Below are 15,005 nucleotides of genomic sequence, written 5' to 3'. Positions count from 1 at the left end.
TGGTCGCCGCGGCGAAACCAGTTCACGTAGAAGATCTTCGGCAACTTCGAGGAATCGGTGCGCGCGCCGATATCGAGCCAGTGCTGGAAATAGTCCCCGACGTGGTAGCCCAGGAACGGCAACATTGCCATCGGGTCGCGGCGTACCACCCCGACGGCGCCGGCTGCGGCGGCCGTGGTCTCCGAGGAGAGTGTCGAACCGAGGAAGACGCCGTGCTGCCAGTCGAAGGATTCGGTGATCAACGGCATGGTGGTGGCGCGCCGGCCTCCGAAGAAGATCGCCGAGATCGGAACCCCTGCCGGGTCGTTCCATTCCGGCGCCACTGTCGGGCACTGTGCGATCGGGGTGCAATAACGTGAATTCGGGTGTGCGGCCGGTGTTCCCGATTTCGGAGTCCACTCGCGCTGTTGCCAATCGAGGAGATGCGCCGGGGGCTGTTTGGTCATCCCTTCCCACCACACGTCGCCGTCGTCGGTCAGGGCGACGTTGGTGAAGATGGAGTTCCCTTTCTCGATCGTCGCCATGGCATGTGGGTTCGTCGCGGTGCTGGTACCGGGGGCGACACCGAAGAAACCGGCTTCGGGATTGACGGCGTAGAGTCGGCCGTCGTCACCGAACCGCATCCAGGCGATGTCGTCACCGATCGTTTCCGCGGTCCACCCCTCGAGCGTGGGATCGAGCATCGCCATGTTCGTCTTACCGCACGAGGACGGGAATGCCGCGGCGATGTAGTGCACCACCTCGTCCGGGGAGGTGAGCTTGAGGATGAGCATGTGCTCTGCCAGCCAACCCTCGTCTTTGGCCATTTTCGACGCGATCCGCAAGGAGTAGCACTTTTTCCCCAGCAGCGCGTTGCCACCGTAGCCCGAACCGTAGCTCCAGATGATGCGTTCTTCGGGGAAGTGGGAAATGTACTTGGTGTGATCGCACGGCCACGGGACGTCGACCTGCCCGTCGTAGAGGGGTGCGCCGACCGAGTGCAGGCATTTGACGTACTCGACATCTGCGGCCAGCGCTTCCCAGGCCGGTGTCCCGGATCGGGTCATGATCTGCATCGACACGGCGACGTATTCGGAGTCCGTGATCTGGATCCCGAATTTCGGTTCCGGGGCATCGAGGGGCCCCATACAGAACGCGATGACATACATCGTGCGCCCCGACATCGCGCCGCGGTAGTGCTCGGTCATGACCGTTTTCATGTCGAGCGGGTCCATCCAATTGTTCGTCGGACCGGCAGCCTCGCGTGACTGGGAACAGATGAACGTCCTGTCCTCGACCCGGGCGACGTCCTCGGGATCGGAGACACACCGGAACGAGTTCGGCTTGCGGTCCAGGCGCACGAACGTGCCTTTGTCGACGAGCAGATCGGTCAGGCGATCCCATTCGGCGCCGGACCCGTCACACCAGACCACCTCTCGCGGTGAGGTCAGGTCCTCGACCTCGGCCACCCAGGCCGCGATGTCGGCACGAAGCGCGCCGAGACGAATCGGGTCGGAGTCGATATGGGTTGTCACTGTGTTCTCCTGACATGTGTTCGGTGCGCGGTACGCACCTGTCCGAGCGGGATAGACGGGAAATACGATCAGTGCAGGTGGGTGCTGTATGGAGGGGCGTGGCCGAGAGATTTGGTGACCTGCCTGGCGATGGAGGAGAGCAGCATCCGCTCGTCCGCGGACGGGAGAGTGCACCCCACAGGGGTGATCAACGCCAGTGAGCGCGCGCAGGCAGCGATCATCTCGGCGGTCAGAACCGTGACGCCATGGCCGCAGAGGACACCGAGCAATCCGGGAAGAACGACCGCGCCGTGATCGAAAGTGTCACCAGGCATGCTCACCACTTGCCGCGCGGGCACCGAATCGCCCACGCAGCCATCGAGATCGACGAGAACATCGTTGTGTTCCATCAGTCGGCGCAGCGGAAACTGGTGCGCATCACTCGCACGCCAGCTGCTGATACCGGCGACACCGGACATCAACAACGTCGGCCCGAGCATCGGAGCTCGATGGGCCCCGGTGATCATCACTTGCCCTACCCGCGGCCCCACGACGAGGTTCCGCAGCGCCGAAATCGTCATCGCGGTCAATGTTGCTGTCACGACGTCGATCTCGCTGACGACCAGCGGGCCGCCACGCTCGGCGACCCCGTGCTGCACGGCTGTGGCAGCATTCGCGTCCAGTCCGCCGACGAAGGCAGCGGAGATCCGCGGTCGCAGGCTCAGTACACGGGCGATCACGGTGTTGACGTCCGCCGTCGCCAAGGGCAACCGAACTGCGTGCAGTGCAGTCCGGTCGCAGATCATGGCGGCGTAGTCCTCCATCGCCTCCCACGGTGACCGCGTCCTGACCGCGGCGCGATGCGATCGGGCCGCCGCAACTCCCACCACCGCGACATCGCCGCGGCTCAAGACTGCACTGTTCGGATGGACGTCGTTGGTCGTCACCGCACGCCACCTCTTTCGAATCGATCAACCGGTCGTCCGGTTACCAGTTCTACAATGTACGTACTTTAGCAATTTCGCAACTGGTGGATAAGTGCAGGAACTAGTCCTGCATGATGTGCGCCCTACCGTGCCTTACCGGCCAGAGCGGGCGGCTCCGGAATCTCCTCGACCAGCATTTCGGCCTGGCCGGCGACCATCCCGGTCAAGATGGCGCGCGCCGTGGTCAACAAATCGGCGACACGCGGCGACGTCAGAGCGTATGAGACGGACAACCCTTCCCGCCGCGCAGTCACCAGACCTGCTCGACGCAGAATGGACAGTTGCTGCGACAGATTGGCCGGCTCGATCCCTACCTCGGGAAGCATCTCCGAGACGGCATGCTCACGCTCGCTCAAGAGCTCGAGGACGCGAATACGTGCGGGGTGTCCCAGCGTCTTGAAGAAATCGGCCTTCATCTGATAAAGCGGCTGGCGCGAGTTCACAACCACGACGCCTCCTGTCACTCGAGTCGGATCGGCGGCATGCGCGTAGGTGTGGCGCGCCGCTGTCCTGCCCCTGCGAATCGAGCGCAGAAGCTCCCACCGGTTGTGGTACTTGCGAATCTTAGCAATTTGCGTGGGTATTCGTCGGCGCAGAGCGGGAAGTGTCGGCCATGGCGAAGACTCAAAGCACAACATGTTTCAGAAAAGGGGCGTCAGTGATTTGAAACATGTTGTGGTATAGCTTTATTCGTCGCCCTGAAAAGGACAAACACGTTCTAATAATTTTTGCTACTCGAGGAGGTACGACAACACATGGGAAATCCTGTGATCGTGGAAGCGGTACGCACTCCCATCGGAAAGCGCGGAGGATGGCTCTCGGGTCTGCACGCCGCCGAACTGCTGGGAGCCGCTCAACGAGGGCTACTCGATCGTGCGGGACTCGATCCGATGCTCGTCGAACAAGTCATCGGGGGGTGCGTCACGCAGGCTGGCGAACAGTCCAACAACGTGACGCGGACCGCATGGCTGCATGCCGGTCTTCCCTGGCAGACCGGGTGTACCACCATCGACTGCCAATGCGGTTCCGCCCAACAGTCGACCCATCTGATCGCCGGTCTGATCGCCACCGATGCGCTCGACGTCGGGATCGGCTGTGGCGTCGAAGCGATGAGCCGGGTGCCCCTCGGCGCCAATGTCGGTGTGCATGCCGGACCTCGTCGTCCTGCCTCCTGGAACATCGACATGCCCGATCAATTCGAGGCCGCCGAACGCATCGCCCGTCGTCGCAATCTGACCCGGGCCGACATCGAAGCCTTCGGTGTGCACTCGCAGGTGAAAGCGCACCGCGCGTGGGCGGAGCACCGTTTCGACACCGAAGTGCTGCCTGTTGGATTCGAGTTTTTTAGGCCTTTCGCTAAACGGGCTTCTGCGAGTGATTTGCGTAGCCGGTCTTGGCGTTCTCATGGGAGTCGAAGGTGAGCTGATCGGTCGACCGATACAGGTGATGTCTGCGCCCTATCGAGCAGTGCCGAGATGCTCGGAAATATCCGAACCCAGCGATGACGAATCGATTTGCACTTGGGGGGTTCGCTGGGTTGAGTTTCGAAAAGTATTTGGCCACTGCATGTGTGGGGGATCACTGCATGTGTGGGTAATGACGCTAAGGGTGCATGCAGGGGAGTCGACCGCACAAGGTCCTGGAGGGATTCAGGACCTTTCGGCCTAGGGACTGGTGCTACCAACTAGAGTGTTCTTTACTCCGAGCTTCTCTGCGAAGAGGTGTCGCTGGACGATCCATCCGGCGACGCTGAGCGCGATCCACGCGGCCGTGGCGAAGATCTGTTGCCAGCCTGGCTGTGGGCTTCGGAGGAATTCGAGCGCGTCCGTGGTCCGTCCCAGCCCGTTGAGGATCATGCTTGCACCTCCGATGGAGGTGAGCCACAGTAGTGCTCGGGCGCGGTATTTGTCTGCCAGGAAGGCTGCGGCGACCGCGACGGCGAGTATGACGATCGCACTCAAAGCCCAGTCGTTGTCTCCGGGTTGAAGCACGTCGGCGGTGCGGGCGCCGGCCATCGCGCCGGCGAGCCCGCCGATGAAGTAGGCGGAGAACTTGAAGACGAGAGTGGTCACGATCCAGGCGCTGACAGCGCCGATGAGTCCGAACAGCAGCAGCGCAGTCAGTGAGGCGTGGAAGAGGTCCGCCATCATCCAGCCGAGCCCGAAACCGATGGCCAACACACCCAGGTGCAGGGAGCGGATGCCGTAGAAGCAGAGCAGGAGCCCGACCAGTAGGACCGCGATTCCGTTCATGTTCACTCCTTGATCGGTGCAGGTCTGCGGATGGTGGCGACAGGACCGGGTCAGACCAAGTTCAGCGAGGTGACCGGTGTCGATTGGTCATTCACGAACCCCTCGCCCGGGAGTCTTCGCCGTTACGCAGAATCCCGGGTGAGGAGTGCGGGTTAGCTCGGCCGTTCCGGGGTGACGATCGCGAAGTTCTTGTCACCTGGTTCGAGCACCGCTGCCAGGCGGCCGAGAACAGAGGCGTCGCCGCTGATTTCGATGCCCGCGTCCGCGAGTCCATCGGCAGAGAGTCCTCCGAGTGCCAAGGCAGGTAGGGCTCGTTTGGTCGTGGTCAGTGTGGCGTCGGCGGAGCCCTTCTGATTGTGAGCGGTGTAGGTGAGCACGCCGTTGGCAAGTCGTAGTCGGTAGCGTTCGTCCACGTCGGTGAGCACGATGTCGATGGATAGTCGCTCGTCCCACGCCTCGGGGCCGTTGACTTGAATGGCGATGGCGTCGAAGAGCATCGCCGGGGTCAGTTGGCCGACGACGTCGGGCGCGGCGGTTTCGGTCGGGGTGCCGAACTGGCCGTCACGCAGTTCTGTGGTACCGGAGAGATACCAGTTGCGCCAGGTACCGTTTTCGGCACCGTAGCCGAGTTGCTCGTAGGCGTCGGCCAGCAGCGCTTTTGCTCCGGCGTGGTCAGGTTCCGCGAACACAACGTGATTGAGTACCTGTGCGACCCAACGGTAATCGCCGGCGTCGAACGAGTCGCGGGCTTTCGTGACGACCGCGTCGACACCACCCATGAATTCGACGTATCGAATGGATTGTTCGACCGGTGTGTGTTCCCACAGACTGGCCGGATTACCGTCGAACCAGCCGATGTAGCGCTGATAGATCGCTTTGACGTTATGGCTGATCGAACCGTAGTAACCTTTTGCGCTCCAGGCATTCTCGAGCGAGGGTGGCAACTGGATCCGCTCGGCGATTTCAGGTCCGGTGAGGCCCTGGTTGATCATGCGCAGCGTCTGATCGTGCACATAGGCGTACAGATCGCGCTGGGTAGACAGGAAGTCGACGACACGTTCCTTGCCCCAGGTCGGCCAGTGGTGCGAGGCGAAGACGACTTCGACGTCGTCACCGAACATGTCGATGGTTTCAGTGAGGTACTGCGACCAGCCGTGGGGATCACGCACGACGGCGCCTCTCAAGGTCAGCAGATTGTGGAAGGTGTGGGTCGCGTCTTCGGCGGCGCACAGCGCCTTGAAATCGGGGAGGTAGATCAACATCTCCGAGGGCGCTTCGGTATCCGGCGCCATTTGGTAGACGAGGCGCACGCCGTCGATGGTGTCCTCGTGTCCGGTGGTGGTGACGATGTCGGTGGGAGCGATGAGCGTGACGGTTCCGATGGACACGGTCTGTCCCAATCCGCCGCCAACCTGTCCCTGTGGGCCGCGGGCCAGTGCAGCGCCGTACATGTAGCCGGCGCGTCGCCCCATCGCGGTTCCCGCGTAGACGTTCTCGGAGACGGCGTGTTCGACGAATCCTTCCGGTGCAATGATTTTCACCGCCCCGGAGTCAACTTCCTCTTGCGAGACGAAACCTTTGACACCCCCGAAATGGTCGACGTGCGAGTGGGTGTAGATGATCGCTTTGATCGGCCGGTCGCCGCGATGTTCTCGATAGAGTTCGAGGGCAGCTTTACCTGTTTCGGCGCAGAGCAAGGTGTCGATGACGATGACCCCCTCGTCACCTTCGATGAAGGAGGTATTCGACAAGTCCATTCCGCGGACCTGATAGATGCCCGGGACTACTTCGAACAATCCGGCGATGGCAACGAGTTGGGATTGCCGCCACAGACTCGGATTGACGGTGTCGGGTGCGTCGCCTTGCAGGAACGAATAGGTGTCGTTGTCCCAGAGGACGGTTCCGTCCTCGGCGGTGACCGCGTTCGGTTGGCGGCGGCCGACAAGGCCGCGGTGTGCGTCGTCGAAATCCTGCGTATCGGAGAACGGCAGACTCTCGAGGAGTGCCTTCTGCTGGCGGATGATTGACTCGGATGCCGCATTCGATGTCGTAGCCATACCGACAGTGTGGAGCGCGGTGGGCATGTTTCACTTCACCTGTTAGGGGTGATTGACGGCCGACGAAGTCTCGAACGGTGAAGTCGTGCAACAGCGTGACGCGCCCGTGCGCCGGCACGGCGCGGGTGTATCGGCGGATAGATCAAGCTCAGGGTCGACCTCAAGGTGAAGTAGCTACGCAGTAGTCGAAAGCACAGGTAGCCAGGCACGTATTTCACCGAGCTCGGTTGCCAGATCAAGCAATCCGTCCGGGGTAGGTTCCGGCGGCCTCGTCGACGGCGGCGATGGTGTCGCCGCCATCGTGCGGTCGAGTCGGCGACACTCGATGAGTTGGCCGTTGAGCTGAACATCGAGGATCCAGGTGAGATCGTCCGGGGGCGAGGGAATCTGCATGACGACCCGAATCGATTGCGGAATACAGTGACCTTGGCAGATCAGCGAGGGAGTATCCGATCCGCCAGCGATGCTGTCGGTGATCTGCACGGGCCGTGGTGTCGGCGCCGAGCGAGTCCACGGGAACTTCGTTGCCGACGGCAGGTACCGTGCGTAGCGCCTGTGGGTCGCTGCGATCGGAATCGGACGTGGACACCACCGGTCTGGTCAGAAACCGGAGATGAGATCACCGTTTGGTTGGGTGATCGTCACAACCGGCGAGCCCTCGAATCTTCCGAGGGCTATGGCCTCGTCCGGGCCTTCGGGTGCGGACCATCCGAGCCCGGTCACCGCATCGCCGGGACCGACGATCACGGTATTCTCTGCGCCGGCGTCCGGCAGGACATTCGAGTACGTCACCAGATAGCCCGCTCGCGTCAGTGCGCCATTCGTCTCCCGCGTCGGCGAGCACGATGGTCAGGTGTTACTACCCCTGAGTTTTACATTGCGAGGTCGACGTTGAAGAAAGGTGACGGTCTCGTCTGGTCTCCTGCATCGGTTCCAGGAGGCGAGTATGTCAGCGCGGACATGGCGCAGACGGGCGTGGAATGCCGAAACAGTCAGTCACGTAAAGCAATATGGGCGGAGGGCGGCGATAGGCCCGCCATCCCGATAGAAGTCACGAACTCCGGGCTCGGCGGTCGTAAACACTAGTGAGACGGAAGTCGTCGAGCGCAGCGAGTGTCGTGTGGTGTGGGCGATTCGCCGGCTGCTGGTGGTGGCAGCCGACGAATCGGGTGTATCCCTTGCTCGCGTGTGGGGATGCCGCAGGCCGTTTTCCGGTTGGTGCTCACCTGGGGAAGGCCCTGGTCGGCGACTCGTTGCGTGTGCAGCTCTCCGCCGTGAAGTTGGCTACCCGTCGAGGGTTGCGGTGAAACGGAACTGTCAGCTTGCACCCTTGGGCGTAGCCGGAGCAGGCGGACAGTGAGCGGCTAGCTGAGTTGCCTCGCCGCGTGCTGCGCGAGGGTGTGACGTGAAGCCGGGGCGCGCGCGGTCAGTGGGGCTCGGCCGAGGTGGCTCCGACGAGGCTGAGCAGTGGTCGTAGCGGGTGACGTTGCTCAGCACTGCTGGTGCAGGTTGTTCGGTGGTGGTGATGGATGTGGTGGCGCCGCTGGGGTGGGATCCAGGGTCCTTCGTAGACGAGGTTGCCACAGTGGCGGCATTGTGTGCGGAAGTATCCCTTGTCCATCGACGGTTATGGGCCTTTCGGTGATGTGCATCTGAATCGAATCGTATTGTACTGCAGGCTGTCCCGCATTTTATGCGCTTGGCGGGTGGTGTAAATCCAATTTGATGCTTCGAGGAAGCGGGTGTCGGTTCGGTAACCTGTCGTCATCAGGGGGGAGGTGATCATCGCACGCAGCTTGAAGAGGAGTAGGGCGCTCACTGTTTCGATGGGGTGAGAAGGACTGCGAGGAGGTCAGGTGCTGGTTGCGCAGCGAGAACGTCACCAGGTCGGAGGTCGGTCAGATCGGCGGGCGAGGTGTAGAAGCTGTCGGACAACGCGGCCGGGTAGAGATCGGCGACGCACTCGCTGGCGGGTCGACGGCAACGACCGCAGCGGTGCCTGCCGCACAAGCGGCCAGGAGCGCAGCGATAGTTTCCGGCGTGTGATCTCGATGGTGTGAGGCGCATTCCTCAGTTTTCGTCAAAGTCCGAGCGCAGCGCATCGCTCACGAAGTCGCACTCGCCGCTACGACGAGCATCACCCAGTTTCTGTCCGTTCGAGCAAGTACAGATCCAATGCCCGCATCACCAGGAAATTCAGCGGAACCACCCGCGAGTTCCGCGGTTTCGCCCACACCGCCATTGGAATTCTCTCGACGCACCCACACGCACCACGTTTCCGGCCGTGATGCACCGCATTGTCCGGCAGTAGATGCAGATCACTTGATTTTGCATGAGGATCGCAGCCGGGGTGCGCACGTGCAGCAAACCAGTAGCCGCCTCGAAACTCGCCGACATGACCGAAATCGCGGCTATCGGCTTCACCGGCCGTGTGCACATGCGCAACGGAGACAGGCATAGGTTAGGGAATGCTCCAATCATGAACGTCGATGGCTCCGAGTTCTTCTGTAGCGGAATCGAAGTCGCTGTAGATCTGGTGTTCCTCGAAACTTTCTTGGATGGCGATCTGTGCACTCTCAGGCAGGGTGTGCATGATCTGGCGGACACGTTCCTGACGGCGACCGACGGCCTGACGCTCCGGGTTACCGGGCGTTGCCTTCATCTGCGGAACGATGCCCTCGACATCGTCGACACCACCGGCGTGGTGACCGGCGTCGACGAGCGCCTGCTCGTGCGCCATCTGAGCCTCGTCCTTCTCCTCCGACATACCGATCGGACCGATCATGGTGCCGTTGAGGAACTGTTTGACGACGGGCTCGTCCGACGTGAGGAGTACCTCACGCGGGCCGAACATGACAAGTTGGCGACGGAAAAGCATGCCGATGTTGTCCGGCACGGTTCGTGCGAGGTTGATGTTGTGCGACACGATTAGAATCGTGGCGTCGCTCTGCGCGTTGATGTCGATGAGCGTCTGGCTGATGTAGGTGGTGCGAACCGGGTCGAGGCCGGAGTCCGGCTCGTCGACGAGGATGATTTCGGGATCGAGAACGAGCGCCCGCGCCAAACCTGCACGTTTACGCATACCACCGGAGATCTCGCCGGGGAGCTTTTCCTCGGCGCCGACGAGACCCGTCAGATCGAGCTTCTCCATCACGATCTTGCGGATGTCCGACTCGGACTTCTTGGTGTGTTCGCGCAATGGGAAAGCGATGTTGTCGTACAAGTTCATGGAACCGAAAAGTGCGCCGTCCTGGAAGAGCAAACCGAACAACTTGCGAATCTCATAGAGTTCCTTGGACGAGCACTGGAGGATGTCCGTGCCGTCGATCAGGATGGAGCCCTGTTCCGGGCGGAGTAGTCCGATCAGGGACTTCAAAAATACCGACTTACCGGTGCCCGACGGTCCCAGAAGAGCACTGACCTCTCCGGCAGGGAGCGTCAACGACACATCCTGCCAAATCCTTTGCGAGCCGAAAGACTTGGTCAGGTCGCTGACTGAAACTTCGACACCCATCGCGTGACTTCCTTACATCGATTCGTGAACGGGGGAATTCGGGTAGTTGATGCCGGGGCTCAGATCGGGGTCATTTCGGTGATCTGCCAACCGTTGTCGTCGAGGTGCAGCGAAACCTGGATACGGCTGCCGTCCAGCTTGGGGGCGGGACTGTCAGTGCTGGTGGTCGACTGGTTGACGAACATCAGCACGGTGGCGGCATCGGTGTCGGACGAGACTACAGAAGATTCCACGACAGTGGCCGAGGTGACTACCTGTCGCTTCTTCGCGGACGGGATGATGATGTCTTTGCTTACGCTCTCGAACTGAGTGCGGAAGTCGCCCCCGAGATGCGCGAGTGCGCTGGTGAAGTGGTCGTCGACGGTGTTGAAGTCGTAGGACAGGATGTCGGGGACCATTTGCGTGGCCTGCGTGAGGGCTTGCTGCCGGGTGTCTTCCTGGCTGCGGCCTTCGTAGGCGAGGATTGTCAGCGTCGCACTGGCGATTGTCACCGCGACCGTCAGGACGCCGAGGCCGGCGAACACCAGGGTGCGTTTGCGGCTGCTCCACGTGTTGAGGAACGAGGTGATGCGAGAGATGTAGGTAATCATGCGACGAACTCCACGTTGGATACCAGCCAGCGACCGTCGACCTGGTCGAGTGTCATTTTCATGCGGTAGACCCGCAGCTCACCGTCGGGTGCCTCGGTGTTCTTGACCGTCGATGTGACTGCCGCGAGGACGGTGGCGTGATCGTCTGTCGCGTCGATGATTCCGACGGACTTCACTTCCCCGGTGGACTCGACCTGTCCCTCGTTCAGCACATCACCGAAACCACCTGAGGAGGTGGTGAACTGGTCGTGGAATGTTCCGGTAGTGCCGTCGGAGACCCTCTGGATATCCTCCTTGAGGCTCTGGTGGCGGAGGGTTACCAGATTGGTGGCCATCTGTGTGGCGGTATCGAGGATGGTGATGTCGCGGGATGCGGCTGTTTCCGTAGTCCGCCAGTCGTTCCACGAGTTTATCCCCAAAACAGTGCCCGCCAGCACGAGAGCACCGGCGAACACGATTGCAGCGAGGGTAATACGGCCGGTCTGTCGGCTTGCGGAGTCGCCGGAATCGGTGGTGTGAGTGTGTGTTTCGGGTTGGTCGAGGACGTTTTCGTCGTCGATCGTCTCGGTGGCTAACGCAGTAGCAGACTTTGCCATGTCAGTTCCTCCTTGGACCGGGTGGGGGTTGTGGCGTCGATGGAGTACAGGGTGCCGTCTGGGGCTCGGAACGTGCCGGTGATCGGGTCGTAGGGTGAAGTGGTGATCGCCGGCGTTTTGCTGATGTCCCAGGAGGCTGGGGTTGCCGTGACGGGCGTCGGCTGAGAGCTGTCGGACTGTTCGGGCGTCGTGGGCGGTTCCCCCGGCGCCGGGGTGTAGGGCTGCCCTGGCCGAGCCAGCATCTGCGGCCAGTTCGACGGCAGGCCGCCTGGGCATTCCCCGACCTCGGCCGTGCGCACAGCAGGGTCGGTGGCGCAGGGGAGGTTGCGAGCACCACGGACCACACGGGGCTCGTTCGGGGGCAACTTGCAGTACGGGTCGATGGCCGGTTCGGCAGGGGACAGATCGCCGGGGTCCCGGCGCTGGGTCTGTCCGTATCCTTCGGTGCAGGGCAGGGGATTAGCGGTGTTGCCCAGCTTGATATCGAGAGGTCCCTGGCCGTAGGTGCGGTCTGCGCCCTGCACGCCCAGATGTGAGTAGTTGATCGCGGCCGACAACGCCGGATAGACCACCAAAATCTGGCGCAGACCGGGTAAGTTGACCCGCAACACTTCACCTGTGCTCTGCAGGTTCGCCAACAGCAGCGGCAGCGACGGTTGGAGATCGGTCATAGTTCCGCCGAATGCGTCGAAGAATGCGGGGCCGCTGTCCAATGCTCCGCGAATCTGTGTGTCATTCATGGTCAGCTGCTCGGTGAACGAGGCCAGATCGGTGGCGAAGCTGGTGATGTCCGAGCCGGCCTCGTTGGCTGCAGCGAGGACAGGCTCGGCGTCGTCGATCAAGGTGGTGGTCGGTGTCAGGTTCGCTTGCGCGAGCGCGATGAGTGGGCGGGTGGAGTCGATCAGCTGGGACAGGGCGGTGCCGGCACCATCGAAAGCAATGTACGCCTCGTCGACGGTGGTCTTCAGGTCCTCCTTGGGCAGTCCTTCCAGGAGGGTGTTCACCTCGTCGACCACTTTCGCGGCTGGCACGGGCAGGGTGGTGCGGGATCGATCGATGACGTCGCCGTCGCCCAGGAATGGTCCCTCGGAGGTAGTCGGCATCAGATCGACGTACTGCTCACCGATCGCTGACACGCTGCGTACGTATGCATCGGTCGCCTGGGGAATCTTGTGGTCTGAGTCCAGCTGCATATGCACGGTCACGTGGTCGGGGTTCACGTCGAGGGATTCGACGACGCCGACGTCGACGCCGCGGTAGGTGACGAGCGCGTTCGGGTAGAGTCCGCCAGCTCGTTCGAGTTCGACATCCACCGAGTACATTCCGATACCTGAAAATCGCTTCAACCCCATGTAGCTGTAGACGGAGTTACCGACGGCGACGATTGCGACAACGGTGAAAATGACGAGTTGGGTGCGGACAAGTTTCGTGCGCATCAACGCTGACCTCCCTGCTGTTGGGGTGTCCCGACGGCAGGAAGTGCGGCCGGGTGCGACTCGGTGGGTGCCAGCAGCGGGTTGGCGGCTTGTCTGGCCGGGTTGAGGCCGGCCAGCTCGGAAAACGGAATGCTGCCGAGCACCTTTCCGCCCACTGTCTCGGCGCTCACATCGAGGGTGAGGAACAGGTTCACGTAGTCACCACGCGCCGCGCGCTCGGTGGTTTCGATCGGGAACGGCATGGTCGCGGCGATCTTGAGCGCCTCGGGGATCGAATCCCCGACGGAGGCGAGTTGACTCAATGTGGGCTGCAACGCGGTGAGATTGGCGTGCAGATTCGCCCGGCTGCTGTCGAGCACCTCAGTGGCGACTTGGCCGAACTCACCGACGCTGGTCAGCATCGTCGTCAGTTGCTTTTGCTGGTCGTTGAGCACTTGTATGGCCGGGGTGATGGTCTCGATGCCTCGGTCGAGTGTTCCGTTCTGCGCTGCCAACTCGCCGCCGAGCCGGTCGAGCCCGTCGATAGCGCGCACGATGTCGGCTCGCTGCTGATCGAGTCCGCCCATAAAGGTCTCCAAGTTCCCGAAGAGCTCATGCAGATTCTGCTCCCGACCGTCCAGGACACGAACGAGTTCGGAGGTCACCGTGCGGACCTGCTGTAGCCCACTGCCGTTGAGAACCAGGGACAGGGCGGACAGAACTTCTTCAGTGGAGGCGTACTGACTGGTACGGGACAGGGGGATGATGGCTCCGTCCTGCAGGGTTCCCGTTGGCTCTTCTGCGGCTGGAACCGTCAGTTCCAGATACTGCGAGCCGAGCACACTGTTCTGTGTCAGCTTCGCAGTGACGTTCGCTGGGATCGCGGCGTCGTCGCGCAGCTCGAGTGTCAGGTGAGCGATCCAATCCTCTCCACCGATGCGAGCGATATTCCCGACGATGACGTTGTCCGCCTTGACCGGCGAGTTGCCAACCAGATTCTGGATGTCAGCGAGCTCGACTGTGACTTCGTAGGTCTCGCCGCCGACGGCGTTTCCTGGTAGCGGGATGGAATTGATGCCGTCGAATCGACATCCGGTGGCTGTCACCGCGATCCCGAGTGCCAAGGCCGAGCAGGTGGCGAGCTGTTTGATCGAAATCATCGGGTTCCTCCACTCGGAGCTGGTGCGCCAGCGCCTTGGACCAGGCCGTTGGCGAGTGTTCCTGTGGCCTTGATGCATTCGTCGGCCGGAGCGTCGACTGTGGTGAGAAGGGCACAGATCAATGACCGTGGGTCGGGGGTATCGGAAACGGCTATCGCGGCTGTCAGCGAGTTCGAGTCGGGGTCGTAGATGTTGTAGAAATTCGTCAGCGAGGTTGGAGCGGAGTGCAGTATCGAGGCGAGCGCGTCCTCGCGGTCGACTAGCTGGCGGGTGATGTCGGTGAGCTTACCCACGTCGGTGGTCAGTGCTCCGCGATTGTTTTGGAGGAACTGGGTGACCTCGTTGAAGGTTGTGAGCATGCTGTTGAGCAGGGCATCGAGTTCGGTGCGGTTGTCGTTGAGTACCGACGACGTGGTGGCGAGTTCCCTACTGAAGGCCGTGATTTGCTGCTCGTTGGCGGCCAGTGCGCTGGTGAACGACTGCAGATTCCGGACGGAGGCGAACAGGTCCTCCCCGCCCTTGCTGAGCGTGGTGGTCGCGTCGGCGAGCTGGACGAGGGAATCGTGCAGGGTCTGGCCGTTGCCGCGCAGGGTGTCTGCGGTGTTCGCCACGAAGTCGTTTAGTGATCCGTCTGGGTTCTCAGGCGTGCGGCCGACGTCCTGCGCGAGTTTGACGACTTGCTCCTTGACCTCGTCGAACTCCATTGGTATCGCGGTGCGTTCGACGGGGATCATCTGTCCGTCCTGCATCTTCTCGCCCTCGGTGTAGGCCGGCGCGAGCTGGATGTATCGGCCGGTGACCAGGACCGGTGCCACGATCACTGCCTGTGCGTCAACCGGGACGTCGTAGTCGCCGTCGTATTCGAACTCGACCCGGACGCGATCACCTTCCGGAATGATCTCGTTGACCCGGCCGACAGGGACGCCGAGGATCATGACGCGG

At 62.0% G+C, this 15,005-nt stretch carries 14 protein-coding genes and 1 pseudogene; 2 read left to right on the top strand and 13 right to left on the bottom strand.

All coding sequences use genetic code 11. The features are described 5' to 3' along the window. From A2J01_RS20640 to A2J01_RS20630, 3 genes are all read right to left on the bottom strand, one after another. On the bottom strand, positions 1–1,514 hold a 1,514-nt coding region (locus tag A2J01_RS20640), incomplete at its 3' end, for a phosphoenolpyruvate carboxykinase (GTP) (RefSeq protein WP_064113467.1). Positions 1,515–1,582: 68 nt separating this feature from the next. Continuing rightward, positions 1,583–2,440 (bottom strand): hypothetical protein, encoded by an 858-nt coding sequence (locus A2J01_RS20635; protein ID WP_064113466.1) that lies wholly within the window; start codon positions 2,438–2,440, stop codon positions 1,583–1,585. A gap of 122 nt (positions 2,441–2,562) precedes the next feature. Continuing rightward, positions 2,563–2,928: an ArsR/SmtB family transcription factor gene (locus A2J01_RS20630; RefSeq protein ID WP_019747233.1), complete on the bottom strand. Its 366-nt coding sequence runs from the start codon at positions 2,926–2,928 to the stop codon at positions 2,563–2,565. Positions 2,929–3,234: 306 nt separating this feature from the next. Between A2J01_RS20630 and A2J01_RS35280 the strand changes: the two are divergent. After that, positions 3,235–3,810: pseudogene (locus tag A2J01_RS35280) on the top strand (steroid 3-ketoacyl-CoA thiolase); the annotation flags it as partial. A gap of 333 nt (positions 3,811–4,143) precedes the next feature. On the opposite strand, the gene A2J01_RS20620 reads toward A2J01_RS35280, so the two are convergent. The 4 genes from A2J01_RS20620 to A2J01_RS20605 all read right to left on the bottom strand — a co-directional run bounded on the left by A2J01_RS20620 (position 4,144) and on the right by A2J01_RS20605 (position 7,580). Next, positions 4,144–4,731 carry a DUF4203 domain-containing protein gene (locus A2J01_RS20620; protein WP_058228374.1) on the bottom strand — a complete coding sequence of 196 codons (588 nt, stop codon included), beginning with the start codon at positions 4,729–4,731 and terminating at the stop codon, positions 4,144–4,146. Between the two features lie 152 nt (positions 4,732–4,883). Beyond that, a complete protein-coding gene (locus A2J01_RS20615; RefSeq protein ID WP_042920323.1) occupies positions 4,884–6,788 on the bottom strand; it encodes an alkyl/aryl-sulfatase in 1,905 nt (634 codons plus the stop codon). A 174-nt stretch (positions 6,789–6,962) separates the two neighbouring features. Next, complete coding sequence (locus A2J01_RS35920; RefSeq protein ID WP_058228373.1) at positions 6,963–7,271, bottom strand: hypothetical protein; 309 nt, start codon at positions 7,269–7,271, stop codon at positions 6,963–6,965. A gap of 117 nt (positions 7,272–7,388) precedes the next feature. Continuing rightward, on the bottom strand, positions 7,389–7,580 hold the full coding sequence (locus tag A2J01_RS20605) for a hypothetical protein (RefSeq protein WP_042920127.1): 192 nt from the start codon (positions 7,578–7,580) through the stop codon (positions 7,389–7,391). Positions 7,581–8,651: 1,071 nt separating this feature from the next. Here A2J01_RS20605 and A2J01_RS35915 point away from each other — a divergent pair. Continuing rightward, a complete protein-coding gene (locus tag A2J01_RS35915) occupies positions 8,652–8,834 on the top strand; it encodes a hypothetical protein (protein ID WP_156519337.1) in 183 nt (60 codons plus the stop codon). 415 nt (positions 8,835–9,249) lie between these two features. Here the strand turns inward: A2J01_RS35915 and A2J01_RS20595 are convergent, their stop codons facing one another. The 6 genes from A2J01_RS20595 to A2J01_RS20570 all read right to left on the bottom strand — a co-directional run. After that, complete coding sequence (locus A2J01_RS20595) at positions 9,250–10,302, bottom strand: ABC transporter ATP-binding protein (protein WP_064113465.1); 1,053 nt, start codon at positions 10,300–10,302, stop codon at positions 9,250–9,252. Between the two features lie 59 nt (positions 10,303–10,361). Next, complete coding sequence (locus tag A2J01_RS20590; protein ID WP_064113464.1) at positions 10,362–10,892, bottom strand: hypothetical protein; 531 nt, start codon at positions 10,890–10,892, stop codon at positions 10,362–10,364. Further along, positions 10,889–11,488 (bottom strand): hypothetical protein, encoded by a 600-nt coding sequence (locus tag A2J01_RS20585; RefSeq protein WP_042920115.1) that lies wholly within the window; start codon positions 11,486–11,488, stop codon positions 10,889–10,891. Before A2J01_RS20585 ends, A2J01_RS20590 begins: the two co-directional genes overlap by 4 nt. Next, the gene (locus A2J01_RS20580) at positions 11,464–12,924 is read right to left on the bottom strand and encodes an MCE family protein (protein ID WP_042920112.1); all 1,461 of its coding nucleotides are present in this window, start codon (positions 12,922–12,924) and stop codon (positions 11,464–11,466) included. The genes A2J01_RS20585 and A2J01_RS20580 overlap by 25 nt, the downstream gene beginning before the upstream one ends. Next, complete coding sequence (locus tag A2J01_RS20575) at positions 12,924–14,063, bottom strand: MCE family protein (protein WP_042920109.1); 1,140 nt, start codon at positions 14,061–14,063, stop codon at positions 12,924–12,926. The genes A2J01_RS20580 and A2J01_RS20575 overlap by 1 nt, the downstream gene beginning before the upstream one ends. Then, positions 14,060–15,005: MCE family protein (locus tag A2J01_RS20570; RefSeq protein ID WP_064113463.1), on the bottom strand; the 946-nt coding region annotated here is incomplete at its 5' end. The genes A2J01_RS20575 and A2J01_RS20570, both read right to left, overlap by 4 nt.

Origin of the sequence: Rhodococcus sp. EPR-134 (assembly GCF_001647205.1) — a bacterium.
GTDB classification, from domain to species: Bacteria; Actinomycetota; Actinomycetes; order Mycobacteriales; family Mycobacteriaceae; genus Rhodococcus_F; species Rhodococcus_F qingshengii.
This window is presented reverse-complemented; position numbering and strand designations above follow the sequence as displayed.